The organism is Paenibacillus pabuli, from assembly GCF_039831995.1.
GTDB lineage: Bacteria > Bacillota > Bacilli > Paenibacillales > Paenibacillaceae > Paenibacillus > Paenibacillus pabuli_C.
Window position 1 is genome coordinate 654,068 of sequence record NZ_JBDOIO010000004.1, and the last position, 16,540, is coordinate 670,607.

Genomic DNA, 16,540 nt, shown 5'->3' on the forward strand with positions numbered 1-16,540 from the left:
ATACATCTCAATTGGATATACTACGGTTGTCTGCTCCCACATACAATGACTTTCGGGAGGTACAATTAAACCGTGAAGCTTTTGAAGGCCGAACGGAAAGGAAAAATGAATTTTTCCCTGCTGCGACGGGCTTGTCATGCGGATCTGAGGCATATGAACAAAAGGTAATATACAACAATTTTTAATTCAGTTGTTTAAATGCTTCTGTAGCGGTTAATAGTAGACAGACAACAACAAAAACTTTTAATTGAGGTGAATAGTATGGGTTGGTTATGGTCATTAATTATCGGTGGTATTATTGGATGGTTGGCAGGTATGATTGTTGGTCGTGACATCCCAGGCGGAGTCATCGGTAACATTATCGCTGGTTTCATCGGTGGATGGTTAGGCGGCGTGATCTTCGGAGAAATGGGTCCTGAAATGGGCGGATTCTACATCGTACCGGCATTAATTGGTGCCATCGTACTTGTAGCAATCGTAAGCTTGATCTTCCGTTCAATGGGTCGTAGTCGCGGGTAACGAAGTTATTGCACTACGAATCCATGGGAAATGAATGATGTTTCCCGTTTATAATGAAGAGGTTGATGAAGAGCCATTCGGATGGCTTTCCATCAACCTCTTTTTGTTTTAATATATATAGGCAACGGTTCGTAACGAAATCTTTGTTGGATAACAAGCAAAAGGTTTCCTCATAATAGATGGATGCATGAAGGAGAGAGACAATGGAAAAAGCGACATTTGCCGGGGGATGTTTCTGGTGTATGGTTACACCATTTGAAGAGCAGCCAGGCATTCACGGAATAGTATCCGGGTATACAGGCGGTCACGTTGAACATCCGACATATGAGCAGGTCAAAACAGGGGAGACCGGGCACGTAGAAGTGGTTGAAATCACATTCGATCCGGAGCTGTTTCCCTATGAACGGCTGCTGGAGCTTTACTGGCCGCAGATTGACCCAACCGACGACGGAGGGCAGTTTCAGGATCGCGGAACCCAGTATCGTACAGCGATCTTTGTACACAATGAACGTCAGCGTGAACTGGCGGAGCAGTCCAAGCAGGAGCTGGCAGCAAGCGGACGGTTCAACCAACCCATTGTGACCGAGATCCGTGATGCGGTTGTGTTCTACCCGGCTGAGGATTATCATCAGGATTACCATAAGAAGAATGAGAAGCATTACAAGGAAGACCGCGCCCTATCCGGACGGGATGAGTTTATTGAAGAGAACTGGAAATAAGGTATGGCAGACCGTACAGTAAAGAAGCCGGGCAGATTCCCTTTTGGAACCGACCCGGCTTCTTTGCTCAAGAATAACTAATTATTTTACGGTCTTGGACTGAAGCAGATATTTGGATAATGTATCATTTTGAATGGTATAAAGGACATGATTGACATACGTTGAAGGACGTTCAATGGAAGGAACCGAAGCACTGGTTGTGTAAACATTCACGTCCTCCAGCGTTTCCGGATCCACAATATAACCCGTTTTGGCAAAATCAAGTTGATAGTGTCCATCCTGTGTCCGCTCGACTTGCATCAGCACAGGCTGTTGATCCTTGAACGTACGCTCGGTGACTTTGCCTTTCATGTTGTACAGTTCCAGCTTGGAACCTGTAAACAGGGTATATCCGTCGCCTGCTGTCTGAATGAAAGCATTGCCTGGAATGCTGCGTCCCCAAGCGAGCTTGCCATCTGTTCCGAAGCCCATCAGTTTGTTGCCCGTGTTTTCAAAGTTGGCACGCATGATGACCGATCCATCGTTCAGTATAGCGAGTGACTCACCGCCACCGTCACCCTGCGTGTTCGCATTGCTCGGGAATTGATAGAAGGACAGGCGGGTGAGCGAACGATCATAAATCTCCACTTTAGGATTCGCTGCAGGCTGCCAGTAGCTGCCGACTTTGATTCGTTTGCTGGCATCTACCACAATGCGGTCACTGCCTGCTTGGAGCACAGTACCATTAATTGTCTTCTCGGTAATCAGCTTGCCCTTCTTGTCATAGAGCGAAATAGCTGTTCTAACCGAACCATTGGACTGAGCACCTTGACTGGAAGCGATTAGCAATGTTTCGTCATCAAGTAGATACAGATCGGATGGAGCGTTTACCGTTCTAACCCAATTCGTTTTGCCGGATGTATTAAATGAGTATACTTTCTTGGTTCCATCCGAATATTCCATATATACATAGGCAGTGCCGTAACTGGTGTATATCGAATCGGAGTAGGTTGTATACGGTCCGCTTTTTTCATGGAAGATATAATTCCATTTCACTTTGCCGGTTGTCGCATCCAGTGCCTGAAGTGTATCGAGCTGCCAGGCCAGCGTCGTAGCGCTGCTTGTCTTGGTCACAGGCTGGGAGGAGTGCACGTATACCAAGTTTTTGGCAGGGACAGCGTTGATCTCCTTGACCAGGACGTCTTTTTCCGTATTGACTTGGGATTGCATCAGTGAAGGTGAAGTCCAAGCAGGTTTGGGAAGCGGCTCACTCTGTACCGCAGCATAACCCGTTGTATTCATACTGAAGAGGAGCACGCCGCTGAGTAGCAGGGCTGCCCATGTTTTGGTATTGCGTTTGTTAAATGTAAGCAAGTTATAAACCACCTTTCTGCGGTTCAAAATAGAACCGATTGTTGAATTCTACCATTTAAGCCAGTTTGAATTCAACCTGAGAGACTGTAACCTTTTATCCGTGATGTATCCTATTATCTATGTTTGATGAAGTGTAACGGTTACAGGGAATTCATCTTCTTCCGAACCGGGTAGAAGTTTGTTATATTAAGTGCGGTAATCATGGTTAATTCTAACATAGGCACGATTCAGACAGAGGAATGTACAAGGAGAACAGACATGAATTGGAATGAAAACTTAACCCCTTGGGTCATTGGTTCGATCGCTGTATTGCTGCTGCTGGTCTGGGTAATTCGGCGATTCATCCGGCGGGGACAGCGTATACGCAGTGAAGCCAACCCTCGCAAGATCTCAATCAAGGACATCGATAAAATGGAAGATGGTTCGGAGTTTGAGTTGTATCTCTTTCATTTGTTTCAACAGCTCGGATACGAAGAAGTTCATAAGACGACCAGCAGCCGGGACTTCGGAGCGGATCTTGTGTTTACGGACCGCTTGGGCAGACGGAATGTGATTCAGGCCAAACGTTATGGAGCGAATCATCCGGTTGGTCTGAGTGCCGTGCAGGAGATTTACACCTCGATGCGTTATTATGAAGCAGACCGCTCGATCGTCTTGACTTCAGCAAGATACACAGAAGCCTGCCGGACGCTGGCTGCGGTCAACGGTGTGAAGCTGCTGGACCGGGAAGATCTGATGGATCTGATTGTCCTGTTCAAGTCGAGAAGAGTGGAAGAAGCCATGGAACTCATAGAAGAAGATGATCAGGAGCCGGTGGAAACCTGGCAATCGAGGCGAAAACGAACTACACGCTAGGGATGAAAATTATAAGTGCATTAGTGAGGCCCCGTTGGGCCTTTTTTCGATGAAATTAGGTAGGGTTCACCTTCACTTGCATGTCTGCACATGATATATTGAGTGTATTCAACCAAAGGAGAGTGTATAGACGTTATGGCACGTACCCAAACACAAAAAGCATTACGCAGAGCAGAGCGCTCAGGACAATATTGTCCCGAACAGAGCCGAAGAGTAAACGAAAATTATGGTGCATTATCCCAACATGTTCGACTCATGCCAACCAAACAAGAAAAACTGCAAAAGGTCAAACACAAGAAGCGGATCATCCAGGATGGTGGTGCTTCTTTTTATTTTGTTCAGGGGATACTCGTGGGCATGGGTACATAAATAATCTTACCAATATACCCTTATGGTTGGATTGCTTCATTAAAGACTGATAAAATGAATGTATAGGAAAAACTGTAAAATACGTACTGTGAATCCTGTTAGAAGGGAAGAATGAGCCACAATGACTACACCTCTGCGAATGACAAAGACTGCAGTTCGGCGTTTTTTGCTGCATACACAATTGCTGCTGGAACGCTGGCCAGCAGAATCGGGATCGTCCGGGCCGGATCAGGTTATGCGTCTGATTCGTACGTTAGGCTGCGTGCAGATCGATCCGGTCGCAGCAGTGACCGGCAATCAGCATTTAGTACTGGGTGCACGTGATCCGGGGTACGATCCTGCATATTTACATACATTGCTTCGTGAGCACAAGGTATTCGAGTATTTTGCCAATGCCGCATGTGTCATCCCGATGGAGGACTACGCGTACTTCGAACCTGTGCGTGCAAGATTAAGGGAACGGCTTAATCCATCCCTGCAGGGTCTGGAGATAACCGTACAGCATGTCCTGCAGCGTCTTGCAGAGGAAGGACCGCTACCCTCCAAAGCATTTCGTGCGGTTGAACGAGTCAGTGGTTATTGGGATCGTCCGGATGCACCGAAGACCAAGGATACAAGTCTTGCACTGAACCTGCTGCTGGATACGGCCGCCATCCGGGTCGTTGCAAGGCAGGGCAATGAACGATACTTCCAGATCATTGAACCGGATCTGTATCAACAGAGGCCTGGCCTTAGTGTCGAACAGGAGGCGCATATACAACAGCAAGCACTTTTGGATAAATACATTCATGCTTATCGGGTAGTGGATACCCGTGATGCCAGACTCGGATGGCTTAAATGGTCCGCAGCTGAGCGGCGTGCGCAAATGGCTGCACGTGTGGCCGATGGACGAATGATCCCGCTGGAGATTGAGGGGGTCGTGACACCCTACTACATCCGGACAGAGGATGAAGAACTGCTGCTGAGAATGCAGCAGGACGAGACACATTATGAGGCATCAGGTCCGGTCCGTTTCTTACCCCCATTGGATAACCTGCTCTGGAGAAGGGAACGGATTGTGGATTTGTTTGATTTTCATTATAAGTGGGAGATCTATACGCCAGAAGCGAAACGGACGTATGGCTATTACGCCATGCCCATTCTTCACGGGGATCGGCTGATCGGACGGATGGATCCCAGACTGGATCGTAAAACGGGAACACTCACGGTCCGTTTGTTATCCATGGAGGAGAGTGCTCCCCCCGTGGAAGAATGGATGTCCGATTTTCGGGATGGACTCACCTTCTTCGCAACGATGCATGGAGCGAAGTCCATCAAGGTGGAAGAGACGGTACCGGCAGCTCTAAAAAAAGGATTGAAGTCCCTCTGATCCTCTGATGCATGAAGGGGATATGAGGCTTTTGGAAAAAGATAAATCATTCACTCTATAATTCTGAACATAACAAAAGGAGAGCCCCAGGCTCTCCTTTACGTTTATATCATTTCCGTTTGATGTACGTACCCGCGTTGCGTTATCTCAGAATAGCGATTAGCGCAGATGCGGCACTTCAACATTGGGATCCACGTCTGCTTCATAATCCACGCCATCCGTTTCAAAACCAAACAGCTGGAAGAACTCACGACGATACCCTTCTAGATCTGACAGATCGTAGATGTTGTCTGTGGTCAGCTCATTCCAGAGCTTCGCCACTTCGTCCTGTACATCCTCTCTCATCTCCCAATCGTCAATCCGGATGCGTCCTTGTTCGTCTGTTGGAACGTCTCCTCCGGCATACAGGCGATCAGCGAACAGTCGCTGCAATTGCTCTATGCAGCCTTCATGCAGTCCTTTTTCCTTCATGACTTTGTACAAGGCAGAGATGTACAGCGGCACAACAGGAATGGCGGAACTGGACTGCGTGACAAGAGCTTTCGCTACAGTCACATAGGCACGTCCACCTGTCGCGCTCAGGCGATCATTCAGCTTGTGCGCCGTCGCCTCCAGATGATCCTTGGCCTGGCCAATGGAGCCTTCACGGTAGATGGCCTGCGTCAGTTCGGGACCAATATAGGAGAAGGCGATCGTCGTTGCATCGTCAGTCAGCACGCCGCCTTGCTGCAGTGCATCCATCCACAGTTCCCAGTCTTCGCCACCCATTACCGTTACCGTCTGGCGAATCTCTTCTTCGGTTGCAGGCTCAAGGGTAACGGAAGTGATTTCGCCCGTGTGGAAATTGACCGTTTTGTTCGTGTACGATTGTCCAATCGGCTTCAGCACGGAGTTGGAAACTTCTCCGGTGTTCGGATCGGTACGCCGTGCGGACGCCACGCTGTAGACCACAAGGTCAACTTGGCCGAATTCGCTGCGGATCAGCTCAACCGCTTTTTCTCTCGTTTCGTTTGCAAATGCATCCCCGGTGATGCTGAACGATTTCAGGCCGGCTTCTTCCGCGGCCTTCTCAAATGCAGCAGAGTTGTACCAGCCTGCCGAAGCGGTACGCTTGTCCGTGGAGCTGCTTGGGCGGTAAATACCGATGGTATTCGCTCCTGCGCCAAACGCGGAGACAATACGTGATGCGAGTCCGTATCCGGTAGAAGCACCGATAACGAGCACATTACGTGGCCCTTTCAGCGCCGGTTGGGATTTCACGTATTCAATCTGTTCCTGCACCTGTGCGGCACAACCTACAGGATGGGAAGTCGTACAAATAAAACCACGCGTTCTTGGTTTAATAATCATTCATTTGCATCCTTTCATTATCAACTCATGTGTCCGTATTAAGTCCATATTCTCCAGTACATACATCCTTATTGTAAAACAATTGTCACCGAAACGGAAACCGTTTCATCTGAATTCGTCAAAAGGGTGGCATTGATTCCCTGATTTTGCGATGATAGTTCATAGTATGTATAGGAATGTAACGAAAGGAATACAAGCCCATGCTGAAGGAACGGATTGAATTTCTGAGCAAAAGAAAGCAGATTTCCCGCAAGGACCTTGTTGAGGGGCTGGTGACACAGGCCCATTTTGCGAATATACTGGCGGATCGTTATCCGCTTCCCGAGGATTTGGCGGAAGCCATTGCTTCACGCCTGGCAGTCAAGCGATCTTACCTGCTGCACGCAGCCGATCAGAGTGAGGAGACGCTGGAGCGGGCAGAGGCGATTTTTACAGAGCTGTCCATTCCGGCTTCGGTCATACCGGAAGACACCGTGCATGCACTGGAAGACCGGGATGATGCGCTGACGGTTGAACTGACGACGGCTCTGATGAAAGCTGTGTATTATCAGCAATTGAACGACGCAGCGGCGCATGAGTACATACATACATCCTATCTGAATTTTTATTTGGAGAAGTACGGTCGTCCGGATGATGTCGATCTGCCTCGCCCGCTGGCGAAAGCACTCTTGTATTATAAAGTGCAGTATTATCGTTCCAAGCTTGCCTATGTCGACGTATTGACTCACGCAACCCAGCTGAGTGAGCTGGCTCTTCTTGGAAGTGAATTTTGGCTGTCGGTACAAAATATCAAAATGGAAGCCTATATTCAGGTGAAACAATATGAAGAGGCCAAACAGGTCTTTGAGCTGACGATGCGACATGTGTATGATCAGCGGCTATTCCACCGTTTATCTGGTTTATACGTCGCTTATAGTGGTTACTGCTTCGCCATGGGGCTCGTGCAGGAAGCCCTCTCGGCTCTGACGATGGCGGAAGCCAACCTGGTGTACGCCGGAAATCAGGGAGATCTCGTTACTGCAATTGCAAACAATCGAATTGTCATGCTGACCATGACGGGTGAGTTAGACAAAGCTCAGACCGAGATTGAGCGATTTGAGACGCTGCTAAAGCAGGAACCGGGAGAAACACAGCAGGCGATGAAGCCGCTCATCTGTGTGTATCGCTGTGAGGTGGCACTGGGCCGCAAACATTGGGGCATGCTTGCGCAAAGTGTGGATCAACTGCTGATATGTGCAATAACAGAGGATCAACAGATGAGTGGAACGTTTTATCAGAGTCATCTGGCCCTAGCACATGGGAATCGTGAAGCGTTTATGGAACGGGCCCTCGCATGCCTCCCCTATTTCGAATCGACACAGCATGCAATGAGACTGGAGCCGTTATATGAGGGACTCGCGGTGGTATCCGAGGATCAGCGCAGGTATAAAGAGGCAGCGATGTATTATAAGAAGCTGGTTTATCTGCTGCGCAAAAAATAAGGGATTAAATCGGCTTGAAATGCATGCTTGGATCACATTTTTTGTTCAGCGGTGGTCCATTTTCTACAAAACAAAAGATTCCGAGACCAATTAAAGGGCCGATACTCGGCTCTTTTTTTGCTAATTAAATGATATAAACATAAAAATCAGCCTTCATATCGCGATTGAATTTACGGATTTGGCGTTTATTTTGTATGCAGTCAGAAGCATATTCAAGGCGAAGCCCTCCTGTTTATAATTAATATATAACAAAAAAACAAACAAATGAGGTGTTTCGGATGGGATGGTTTAGCAAAAAGAATAAACAGGAAGACGCCATTGCAAAAGCAGATCGAATGTTGAACAAAGGACTTACCGGCCTGATGATGAAAGGCTTCGTACCCAAGCAGCACCGGGAAGCAATCCATCAGAGTCTGGATTCGGCGAAGCAGGCACAACTGGCAGCGAATGGATCACTTCCTTTAACCGCGACAGCTACGGTGGTCACGATTACTGATACAGGCAAACTGATCAACTTTGATCCCATTGTGGTACTCGTACTGGATGTAACCGAGACGAATGGCAGGCAGTATCAGCGAACGCTGGAAACGCTTGTGTCCAAAATGCAGATTCCCCGGGTGGGAGACCGGATCGGATTAGGTCAGAATCCTGCGAATCCTTCGGAACTTATTTATATGGGATTGCTGGCGGGTTAAGTGTTCACCCTGAGAATAAGGCATTACCATTAGAGATTCGTTTAGAGTAGATTCCTATAACAAGGAAATATAGAGATAAGGAGTGGGGGATATGACAGGGATATTGAGAATGATTGGTGTGTTGACCGTATTTGGGGTTGGATTTTCGCCGTTTCTGGCACAGCAGCTCTGGAATGATCCCTTTATTATCATGCAGGCCTGGTGGTATAAACCGGCGATCTTTGCAGGCTTTGGGCTAATTTTCATTCCAACCATTCTAAGTAACATCTTCGGCGTGGGTCGGGTGAAGTCAGGGCTTCCTGCTGTGGGCGTCATTCGAAGGGTTCAGCAGACAGGCACGTATATTAATGAACAGCCAGAAGTGCGGCTCAGCTTGACTGTATCGCGCAAAGGCCGGGAGAAATATGACACTGAATTGAAGACGGTCGTCCCACTTACAGCGCTGGCACAGTTTCAGCCAGGAAGTTTTGTTCCGCTGATCGTTTCGGAAAAGGATGAGCGTAAGGTGGGGATTGATCTGAAGGGACAGTTATCGCAAGCGGACCTGCAGGAACTGCTTAACGAGAAGATGATCCAGGAGGGCGTTTCTCCAGATATGATGGATATTGCACGTACGGGTGAGAAGGCAATGGCCAAGATTCTCGATGTCACCCCGCTGGGGAATTCGGGAACAGGCAAGATCAAGCTTCAGTTAACACTCAGTGTGACCCCATCGAACGGTGAGACGTTTCAAGTGACAACGCAAAAGGAAATTCTGCCTGCGGCCCTGTCCCAGGTTCAGCAGGGTCACATCATTAACGTCATCTATTCCAAGCAGGATCCATCCAAGCTGGTACTTGCATTAAATGTGCAGGAAGAGCAGTTAAGCCATCTTTTCTCATCTTGATCCATACGTCTAAGACGGTTCTCTCCGTAGAGGAGGAACCGTCTTTTTTGAATAGCTATAAGTTATGAATCGTGGCTGGACGCGAGTGGGCTGAGCATATCCCGGAATGATGGGAATAGAGGTACAGCCCAGCCTTCAAGCTGTTCGCGACTAGGCAATTCATCATGCACCAGCAGCTCATGATCGAACCATACGACAGCATAATCATGGTCACCATCGGGTTTGCGAATGTCCCAGCATACCGGTCCGGCGTCATCTTCGTATGTAGCGAGTGGAATGTACCCTTCGGCGATTAGTGGTTTCCAGGCTACCCATAAATCCTGTAAGCGACGTAATGGACGATCGGAGGGTAAATCCGGCAGACCTATGACAAAATCATCGAAACGCAGATAGACATTCATGACATATCTTGTGCTCAGATATGCACGATATAGCGGCGGGACGGGAACGGGCAATCCACAGGACTGTTCCAGCTCACGAATCTCATCCTCCGTCACCGTGGAAGCCAGCATTCTCCAGCGAACCCAGCCTTCGTCATCTACTGTACCATCCTGCATATCCATAGGCACGCCGTAATCCTCGTCCTCTGTTTTGGCTGGATGGGACATCAAGATGTCCAGGTGAGGGGAATTGAAATAGTTATCCAAGCATTGTTCAATGAAAGCCCGATCTTGTAGCAAGATGTTTGACATATTCAAAGCCATTCACTGCCTTTCTTCCGGGATGGATCTATATGATTGGAATGATGAAATGATTAGATAATACCCAGGCGCATGCGGTAAGAAAAAAGAACTGTTCTCGATTGACCGTCAAATATCCGGGTAGCGAGCGATCTGAATTCATCCGCAGCCGTTAATAGTTCGTTCGCTCCAAGCTTCAGCGCGGTCTGCAAGCCGCCTTGGCTGAGAGCCAGATTAACATAACGATCCGCATCAAACGTCTCATGGTGATGGAATACGATCTCACGGACATAGCGGAACAGGCCCGATTGGCTTATCTGCTGCAGATGCCCGTCCTTGCTCCATTTATGTGCCTGATTTTCTGGGGTTTCCAAACTGGAGGCTTGATGATCTGCTTCGTATATCAACTGTTGATAAGCCTGCTCCAGCTGCCAATCAAGGACAGGCGGCCAGTCACAATCATAGGCGGCAAATATGCCTCCTGGTCGCAGCACACGTGCGTATTCACGCAGTGTGGACTCAGGCTCCATCCAGTGGAACGATTGGGAGCAGGTTACAATATCCACACTGCCGTCTGGCAGCCCCAGTTCATGAGATAAGCCTGATACAAATCGCAGATGATCCGGTTTGCCCGCAGCCTCCCATTTGGCCTCCGCCACTGCTCGCATGTCATCGCTAGGTTCTACGCCAATAATACGTTCAGCTTCATTCAGCCAGATCCATGAGGATAATCCGGTGCCGCAGCCCACATCTGCAACCAATCTTGGTTTGGTGCCGAGATAGGTGTTCAGAATTTCCACAACTTCTGTTGGTGCAGCCGGGCGATTCTGGTCGTATAACGTACTGAAGCCTTTGAAACGTTCCACATTGTTGCGTCTGATGTCTTGCATGGATAAACCTCCTCTACAAAATGGGCGACTTGCAATGAATTGATGAATTCAAGTTCTTGGCGATTCCATTATATCATTCATTGGGCTTGAAGCCGTCAGGATTGAATTCTTGCACGTGTTTGACTGCGTTTTGATATCGGCGGAGCAGTTCATGTCTGACATGTGGAGGTTCGAGAACTGTCAGTTCAGCGCCAAATGACATCAGAAACGAATACAGCCGCTCTCCTTCATGAATTTCCATCGTCACGCGAAGCCGACCATCGGGCTGTTTGTTGATCCGGGAAGGTTCGAAGAAATCAAGCGCCCGATAAGCAATGGAACTTGAAAATAAGAGATCCAGAGATAAGGGAGCGTTCACAGACGTCTTTTCCACATCGGCTGTAGAAGAAGCTGAACCATGCTCTTGCAGCCTGGGCAGCAAACGGAGCTCGGAGATCCGTTTCATCTTAAATGTCTTTTTCTCGGTAGGATGCGGCATGCTTTCGACCTGTCCTTCGATATACCATGTACTGTTTTTAAAAATGAGTTTGACGGGTGCAATGGTCTCCACGCTTGGTTCACCGTCAGAGTCGATATAGTTAAATGTCATCCTTTGCTTGGTCAGTATCGCCTGCTTCACCAGGTTGAACATTTCTCTTTCCTGCATTGGGATATTGCCCCACGGCGAGAAATCGAATTCAATCCAGTCCAGTTTGTGATCGAACAAGGCCGTTAGCCGTTTCAGCATATGGGCACTGTTCAGGTGTGGAATGGCGCTGATACTGTACAGGCCAAGCAAAATTTCGTTCTGATCTTCTTCAGACAGCAGGGACTTGTCCATGACATAGTTGTCCATCAGATGGATGCCACCGTGCTTGCCCGTGGTCGTGTAGACGGGAATTCCCGCTGCGCTCAGTCGGTCAATGTCACGGTAGACCGTGCGTACCGAGATTTCAAACAAGCGGGCGAGTTCAGGCGCGGTGGTTTTCTTCTTTTCGAGCAACAGCAGCAGCATTCGGAATAATCGGTTATTTTCCATGCCATGATTATACCATGACAATAGGTGTCAGGGTATGGATGCTACACTGGTATTACAGTGTTAAACAGCTCATTCATAGGAGGACTTGTCATGAAAATGAAAGATGGATTTTACTGGGGCGGCGCAACGGCTGCCAATCAATTCGAAGGTGGATGGAACCAGGGCGGCAAAGGCCCGAGCACATCCGATATGATGACAGGCGGAACCCATACGACTCCGCGGCGGATTACGCCAGTGCTTGAAGAGGGCACGTATTACCCGAGCCATGAGGCCGTAGACTTTTACGGACATTACAAAGAAGATATTGCCATGATGGCAGAGATGGGCTTCAAAATGTTCCGCATGTCCATCAACTGGTCCCGGATCTATCCGAACGGTTACGATCTGGAGCCAAACGAAGAGGGATTGCAGTTCTATGATAACGTCTTTGCCGAACTGAAGAAATATAACATCGAACCGCTGGTAACCATTTCTCACTATGAGACACCTTTTGGTCTGACGCAAAAATACAACGGATGGGCTTCACGTGAAGTGATCGATTGTTACCTCCGTTATTGTACAACCCTGTTCAACCGCTATAAGGATCAGGTGAAATATTGGCTGACATTCAACGAGATCAACTGTCTGACCATGCCGATGGGTGCATATATGGCGGCAGGTATTTTATTTGAAGGGAAAGAAACGTTGACGGACGGCATCGACGATCCGCAGACTCGCTTCCAGGCATTGCATCATCAATTCGTGGCGAGTGCGAAGGCCGTCAAGCTTGGACATGAGATTAACCCCGATTTCCAAATCGGCTGTATGGTCGCGTTCATGACAACCTATCCGAACACGTGTAATCCGGACGACATATTGCTTGCGCAGAAGAAGGATCAGATCTCCAATATGATCTGTGGGGACGTGCAAGTCAGAGGGGCATACCCTGGTTTTGCCAAACGTTTCTTCGCAGAGCAGGGCATTCAGATCGAAATGCAGCCGGAAGATGAGCAAACCCTGCGTGAGGGCTGTGTGGACTTCTACTCCTTCAGCTATTATATGTCCTTGGTGGAAAGTGCAGACGAGTCCTTGGAGAGAGCCGAAGGTAACCTGCTGGGCGGGATCAAAAATCCATACCTAGAAGCTTCCGACTGGGGCTGGCAAATTGATCCGAAAGGATTGCGTTACACGCTGAATCATCTCTATGATCGCTATCAGGTGCCATTAATGGTCGTTGAGAATGGTCTGGGTGCCGTCGATGTAGTAGAAGAAGATGGCACCATTCAGGATGACTATCGCATTGATTATTTGAGAGGTCACATTGAGCAAATGAAAGAAGCCGTAGCGGATGGAGTGGAGCTCATAGCTTACACGATGTGGGGATGTATTGACCTGGTCAGTGCATCGACCGGAGAGATGAAGAAGCGTTATGGCTTCATTCATGTCAACAAGGATAATGATGGAAATGGCGACCTGAGCAGAACGCCGAAGAAGAGCTTCCACTGGTACAAAAAAGTCATTGAATCCAATGGCGAAGAACTATAGTTGAATGCTGTAAACAGAGATATTGTACCCGCTTGTTCCCTCTGAGGGAATAGGCGGGTATTTGCTTTTGAATAAAATGTTGAATTTTTTACATACTTAACTCAAGTGACTGAACAAAAGTGCAGGTAAACGCTAGACGTGATTCTTTTTGCAGATTCATATGATTCGTTCAGAAAAGGGGAGAGCTCTGTGAACACTTCCGGGAATCGCTACAGCATGTCACCCATCCATCTGTATTTTGTGCTCTATGTGAGTTTGGTTGGCGTGGGGTTGATGAATTTTCAATATAAAATGCTGCGCGGCGCCGAGAAAGATGGCTGGATCAGCATTTTGGCCGCGGCTGTCCTGATCTCCATCATCCTTAAAATGATGTTTGTGCTGCTATCTCGCCAATCCCCCGGTCAATCCTCACTAGTTCATATCAATCAGCGGTATTGGGGGCGAATTGCGGGTTCAGTCCTGAATTGGATCTTTATTTTATATTTTCTGCTGGGTGCTTTTGTGGCATATCGCTCCTATATTCATATCATCCAGCTGTGGATTCTTCCAACGCAAAATAACGGGCTGCTGGGCATCGTGGTCCTGCTGCTTGTCTATTACTGTGTCTCTGGCGGAATTCAGTCGGTCACCGGAATGTGCCTCTGGGGCACCCTCTTCATCCTTGTGTTTGTCTTCCCCCAGACATTCTTGGTCACTTCCTATCTTCATCCACGAAATCTTCTTCCCGTGTTGGATCATAATGTCACATCCCTGTGGTTGTCCACGCGGGATATGCTTCATGAATTTATCGGCTGTGGCACTCTGCTGGTCGTTTATCCGTACATCAAGACGCCAGGGCGCTCGCTCAAATGGGCTTATCTTGCCTTGGCTACTGCAACTATCGTGTATCTGGTTTTCTTTATTTATTCCTTTATGTACTTCAATCATGGACAGATGAAGGAACATTTGTGGCCAACCCTGAGCCTCATCAGCATTATTGAGATGCCTTTGATCCAGCGGATGGAGTATCTGGTGTTATCTTTTTGGCTGCTAAAAGTTCTGTCCATTATCACATTAGGCCTTTGGGCAGCATGTCATTGTTTGAAACTGGAAAGATCGATCAAACCCAGTCTTGGACTGAAACTCGCTATCGTTCTTTTTGCTGTACTGTTGTTCGTTGTTAAAGACACCGTGGATATTGATATGGTTACCGAGCTATACACCAGAACGGGCGAAATATTGATTCTGTTATATGTCCCGCTTCTATTTATCATCTCCCTGGTCCGCAAGAATATGGGCGATTCTGCCGGACCTCAGGATACGTCGGACCAGGCCAAAGGAGAAGAGACATGAATTCATCTGTAAATGATAACCAACATAAGTCAAATACACCTCATGACCCGCTCGATCCATGTCGTCGTTCCGATGATTTTGTAATGAGTACGATGACCGTATCTGGACTGGCCTTTGAAGTTTGCTACTATAAAACGCTCGTGGACAACCATCTTCTCGAAGTAGCCATCCACTCCTTGCAGGAACGCGTACCTTCAAGCGAAGAAGTGAATCTGCATGATGTGCTCTCGCATATCCCCATAGAGGAAACGAAAGTTACCGATCAAGACGAGGAAATGGTCCAATCCCTTCTTCAAGGCAGCCTGCTTATCCGGCAGTGTGGTCAGATCCATGAGGTCATCCTTGTTCCCATGCCAGGCAAGGAAGGGGTGAGAAGTGATAACGACACGGAAAATGAATTTAGTGTCATTGGACCCAAGGTTGGATTTGTCGAGGCATTGCCGGTTAACCTGCATCTGGTCCGTACACAGCTGCGGACACCCAATCTGATCATCAAGGAAATGACACTGGGTTCCTTGTCCCAATCCCAAGTGGCCATTCTGTATATGGATGGTATTGCTCATCCCCAGAACGTCAGCCGGATGGAGGACAGACTGAAGGGAATCGATTTTGATGCTGTCTTGGATACGTCACAGTTGGATCAACTGATCGCAGATAACTCACTTACTCCGTTCCCCTTGTTTACGACGACGGAACGAAGGGACAGAGTCATCTATGCCCTGATTACCGGGCAGGTTGCCGTCATCAGCGAAGGCTCGCCAAGTTTTATTACAGGGCCATCCACGTTATTTGACTTTTTTGTCTCGCCGGAAGATTATTATCTGCCGTGGGCGCTCGGTTCTTTTTTTCGCCTTATTCGCATTTTCGGAGTCATTTTCTCGCTGTTCGCTTCTGCCCTCTATGTGGCATTGATGACCTTTCACTATGAAGTCATACCCAAGGAGCTGCTTGGCAAATTGATCTCGTCCAGGCAAAATGTACCATTCCCCCCTTTCGTGGAAGCCATATTCCTGGAAACGACGATTGAATTCCTGCGTGAAGCAGGAGCCAGGCTGCCTAATCGGATCGGACAGACGCTGGGTATTGTCGGCGGGATCATTCTTGGGCAGGCCGCCGTGGAGGCCGCACTTACGAGCAACGTACTGATCATCATCGTATCCTTGTCTGCGCTCGCTTCGTTTGTGACACCGATCTATAAAATGTCCAATGCCATTCGTTTTCTGCGATTTCCGATCATTATACTGGCTGCCATCTGGGGCGCATTCGGAATCGCGATCGGACTTTGCTTCCTCCTCGTCCATCTATCTCGATTAAAATCGCTGGGGTCGCCTTATATGGCGCCTTTTTATCCAATGCAGTTCAGGGATCTGAAAGACAGCCTGATTCGTGCTTCCTATGAGCAGACGGACAAGAGGCCCAGCTATTTAAGGCCGCTCTCCTTCATCCGTTACAAGCCAGGCAGGATTCATCAAACGAATCAACTGGATGAGGAGTGAGAGG

16 protein-coding genes are annotated in these 16,540 nt (G+C 48.2%); 11 read left to right on the top strand and 5 right to left on the bottom strand.

Annotated features, from left to right (window positions below):
- Positions 1-261: 261 nt before the first annotated feature.
- Both ABGV42_RS22525 and msrA read left to right on the top strand, forming a co-directional pair.
- Complete coding sequence (locus ABGV42_RS22525; protein WP_347383760.1) at positions 262-519, top strand: GlsB/YeaQ/YmgE family stress response membrane protein; 258 nt, start codon at positions 262-264, stop codon at positions 517-519.
- A gap of 203 nt (positions 520-722) precedes the next feature.
- Entirely contained in the window at positions 723-1,238 is a 516-nt protein-coding gene (gene msrA, locus ABGV42_RS22530) for a peptide-methionine (S)-S-oxide reductase MsrA (RefSeq protein WP_347383761.1), read from the top strand.
- Positions 1,239-1,319: 81 nt separating this feature from the next.
- On the opposite strand, the gene ABGV42_RS22535 is transcribed toward msrA, so the two are convergent.
- Entirely contained in the window at positions 1,320-2,591 is a 1,272-nt protein-coding gene (locus tag ABGV42_RS22535; RefSeq protein ID WP_347383762.1) for a hypothetical protein, read from the bottom strand.
- Between the two features lie 258 nt (positions 2,592-2,849).
- Here ABGV42_RS22535 and ABGV42_RS22540 point away from each other — a divergent pair, with 258 nt between their 5' ends.
- From ABGV42_RS22540 to ABGV42_RS22550, 3 genes are all read left to right on the top strand, one after another.
- The gene (locus tag ABGV42_RS22540) at positions 2,850-3,446 is read left to right on the top strand and encodes a restriction endonuclease (protein WP_347383763.1); all 597 of its coding nucleotides are present in this window, start codon (positions 2,850-2,852) and stop codon (positions 3,444-3,446) included.
- 135 nt (positions 3,447-3,581) lie between these two features.
- The gene (locus ABGV42_RS22545; RefSeq protein ID WP_347383764.1) at positions 3,582-3,815 is read left to right on the top strand and encodes a hypothetical protein; all 234 of its coding nucleotides are present in this window, start codon (positions 3,582-3,584) and stop codon (positions 3,813-3,815) included.
- A 121-nt stretch (positions 3,816-3,936) separates the two neighbouring features.
- The gene (locus tag ABGV42_RS22550) at positions 3,937-5,184 is read left to right on the top strand and encodes a DNA glycosylase AlkZ-like family protein (protein WP_347383765.1); all 1,248 of its coding nucleotides are present in this window, start codon (positions 3,937-3,939) and stop codon (positions 5,182-5,184) included.
- Between the two features lie 159 nt (positions 5,185-5,343).
- On the opposite strand, the gene fabV is transcribed toward ABGV42_RS22550, so the two are convergent.
- A complete protein-coding gene (gene fabV, locus ABGV42_RS22555; protein ID WP_347383766.1) occupies positions 5,344-6,534 on the bottom strand; it encodes an enoyl-ACP reductase FabV in 1,191 nt (396 codons plus the stop codon).
- Positions 6,535-6,734: 200 nt separating this feature from the next.
- Here fabV and ABGV42_RS22560 point away from each other — a divergent pair, with 200 nt between their 5' ends.
- From ABGV42_RS22560 to ABGV42_RS22570, 3 genes are all read left to right on the top strand, one after another.
- Positions 6,735-8,015 (top strand): XRE family transcriptional regulator, encoded by a 1,281-nt coding sequence (locus tag ABGV42_RS22560; protein WP_347383767.1) that lies wholly within the window; start codon positions 6,735-6,737, stop codon positions 8,013-8,015.
- A 278-nt stretch (positions 8,016-8,293) separates the two neighbouring features.
- Positions 8,294-8,710, top strand: a complete 417-nt coding sequence (locus tag ABGV42_RS22565; protein ID WP_347383768.1) for a hypothetical protein — start codon at positions 8,294-8,296, stop codon at positions 8,708-8,710.
- A gap of 91 nt (positions 8,711-8,801) precedes the next feature.
- A complete protein-coding gene (locus ABGV42_RS22570; protein WP_347383769.1) occupies positions 8,802-9,596 on the top strand; it encodes a hypothetical protein in 795 nt (264 codons plus the stop codon).
- 62 nt (positions 9,597-9,658) lie between these two features.
- On the opposite strand, the gene ABGV42_RS22575 is transcribed toward ABGV42_RS22570, so the two are convergent.
- From ABGV42_RS22575 to ABGV42_RS22585, 3 genes are all read right to left on the bottom strand, one after another.
- Positions 9,659-10,288, bottom strand: a complete 630-nt coding sequence (locus ABGV42_RS22575) for an SMI1/KNR4 family protein (RefSeq protein WP_347383770.1) — start codon at positions 10,286-10,288, stop codon at positions 9,659-9,661.
- Between the two features lie 62 nt (positions 10,289-10,350).
- Positions 10,351-11,166 carry a class I SAM-dependent methyltransferase gene (locus tag ABGV42_RS22580; protein WP_347383771.1) on the bottom strand — a complete coding sequence of 272 codons (816 nt, stop codon included), beginning with the start codon at positions 11,164-11,166 and terminating at the stop codon, positions 10,351-10,353.
- A gap of 73 nt (positions 11,167-11,239) precedes the next feature.
- Entirely contained in the window at positions 11,240-12,184 is a 945-nt protein-coding gene (locus ABGV42_RS22585; RefSeq protein WP_347383772.1) for a helix-turn-helix transcriptional regulator, read from the bottom strand.
- Between the two features lie 90 nt (positions 12,185-12,274).
- On the opposite strand from ABGV42_RS22585, the gene ABGV42_RS22590 reads away from it, so the two are divergent.
- From ABGV42_RS22590 to ABGV42_RS22600, 3 genes are all read left to right on the top strand, one after another.
- Positions 12,275-13,708 carry a glycoside hydrolase family 1 protein gene (locus ABGV42_RS22590; protein WP_347383773.1) on the top strand — a complete coding sequence of 478 codons (1,434 nt, stop codon included), beginning with the start codon at positions 12,275-12,277 and terminating at the stop codon, positions 13,706-13,708.
- A 189-nt stretch (positions 13,709-13,897) separates the two neighbouring features.
- Positions 13,898-15,040, top strand: a complete 1,143-nt coding sequence (locus ABGV42_RS22595; protein ID WP_347383774.1) for a GerAB/ArcD/ProY family transporter — start codon at positions 13,898-13,900, stop codon at positions 15,038-15,040.
- On the top strand, positions 15,037-16,536 hold the full coding sequence (locus tag ABGV42_RS22600; protein WP_347383775.1) for a spore germination protein: 1,500 nt from the start codon (positions 15,037-15,039) through the stop codon (positions 16,534-16,536). The genes ABGV42_RS22595 and ABGV42_RS22600 overlap by 4 nt, the downstream gene beginning before the upstream one ends.
- The last annotated feature ends 4 nt before the right edge of the window (positions 16,537-16,540 follow it).